At 44.2% G+C, this 1,593-nt stretch carries 2 protein-coding genes; both read left to right on the plus strand.

The features are described 5' to 3' along the window. Positions 1 to 177: 177 nt before the first annotated feature. The gene (locus JIE71_RS12345; protein ID WP_199509023.1) at positions 178 to 408 is read left to right on the plus strand and encodes a hypothetical protein; all 231 of its coding nucleotides are present in this window, start codon (positions 178 to 180) and stop codon (positions 406 to 408) included. Beyond that, on the plus strand, positions 401 to 733 hold the full coding sequence (locus tag JIE71_RS12350) for a hypothetical protein (protein ID WP_199509024.1): 333 nt from the start codon (positions 401 to 403) through the stop codon (positions 731 to 733). The genes JIE71_RS12345 and JIE71_RS12350 overlap by 8 nt, the downstream gene beginning before the upstream one ends. The last annotated feature ends 860 nt before the right edge of the window (positions 734 to 1,593 follow it).

A 1,593-nucleotide genomic window follows, 5' to 3' on the forward strand; every position in this document is an offset into this window, starting at 1 on the left:
CGAAAAAATTCTCCCAAACCCATGCACGGTCACGCCTCAAGTCCTCGCCAATAAAAATCTATTTATTCAAATTTTCCAAAATTGGTATATACCGATATTTGGTGCTATTCTATGCCTATCTGCTGCTGTTTTTAGAGTTGACTTTTTAAAGTCGAAAACTCGCATTTAGGTGTTTTTATGGATACTTATCATCTCAAGTTGTCATGGTCTGAATTGGACAGCCTTAAAGCTGCCATGGTTAAAACCATAGATGATTTAGAAAAATGCCACGATATGCTTAATGCCAAGCTAGATAGCCCCCTTACCCCTGAACTATACGCCCAATATCTAGAATACTCGGGCAATGTGTCTAGAGATAAGGCTAATATGCAATCCATTTTGTGCAAGGCTGATTTATCTCATGACTAAAATAAAGAATTCAGATGAAACTACCCTTTTGATAAAGTTACCGCCTGACCTCAAAGCCTCGTTTCAAGGTTTGTGCAAGTTTCGCGGTGTATCTGTTAGTGCTGAATTACGCCGTTTTATGGCTGATGAGGTGGCTAAGACCACTACGGGCATGACCACAAAGCCCACAGACGCCACACAGACGCCTTTAACGCCTAAGCGCATACCTAAACAGCGCAAAAGCTATAAAAATGCCGTACAAGCCGATTTAGAGCTTTCTGACACTGTTTCCAGTGCGATTAATGCCGCCAAAAAACGAAAGAACGCTAAAAACAAGAAAAGATGATCCGTGACGATGACGACGACGAGGAGGCATCGACGAGGAGGAGGAGGAGGAACGGTCAGATAATAACCTATTGTAATCAGCACTTATTAGGTATATATTTGGCAAAGCATTCAGATATAAAAAAACCTCCACGTGAGTTAGAGCTCACTGGAGGCGGATGCAGGGGGTGGTAGGCACTCGGAGACGCCAGCCCTGCATAACGTGATTATAAGCGACTTACTGGGGTTACACAAGACAGGTCGCGCCTTATGAGTAGTTATAAGCGGTTCTCGGTGCGTTATATTGGGTTTAAGCCCTTGATAGCATAGAGACGTTATAGCGGTACAGAAGGTCTTGTGGCGGCGCGATATGCCGTAATCTGTACAGGTGCAGTTATATCCAATGATGCACTCCCTACGCGATACTGCCGACCTGACGGGTGGTAATATTTAGGGCAACTACTAAGAGTCTTTTATTAGGCTCTTAGGGTGAGTATTGCCCTAAGCTCCTCAACCTCGCATCTGGATGGTTGTCCACTAGGGTTGTCCACATAGCAGGGGCAATAACGCGGAGCCCTTTAGGTTTAGCTCAAGCGTTATTGCCCCTGCTGCTTATGTGGGCATACCCTGTGGGCATACCTCCAATGCAAGGTTGAGGACAGCCATTTTTCTTAAAAAATATATACTTCGTAACCCCGATATTTTTCGGGGGAGCGCCCCCCATTAGTAACACGGGGGTAACGAAAAAATTCTCCCAAACCCATGCACGGTCACGCCTCAAGTCCTCGCCAATAAAAATCTATTTATTCAAATTTTCCAAAATTGGTATATACCGATATTTGGTGCTATTCTATGCCTATCTGCTGCTGTTTTTAGAGTTGA

Origin of the sequence: Psychrobacter sp. bablab_jr014 (assembly GCF_016464015.1) — a bacterium.
GTDB lineage: Bacteria > Pseudomonadota > Gammaproteobacteria > Pseudomonadales > Moraxellaceae > Psychrobacter.

Coding starts and splice junctions, on each gene's coding strand:
- JIE71_RS12350 (WP_199509024.1), top strand. CDS start 401: ATGACTAAAATAAAGAATTCAGATGAAACTACCCTTTTGATAAAGTTA.
- JIE71_RS12345 (WP_199509023.1), top strand. CDS start 178: ATGGATACTTATCATCTCAAGTTGTCATGGTCTGAATTGGACAGCCTT.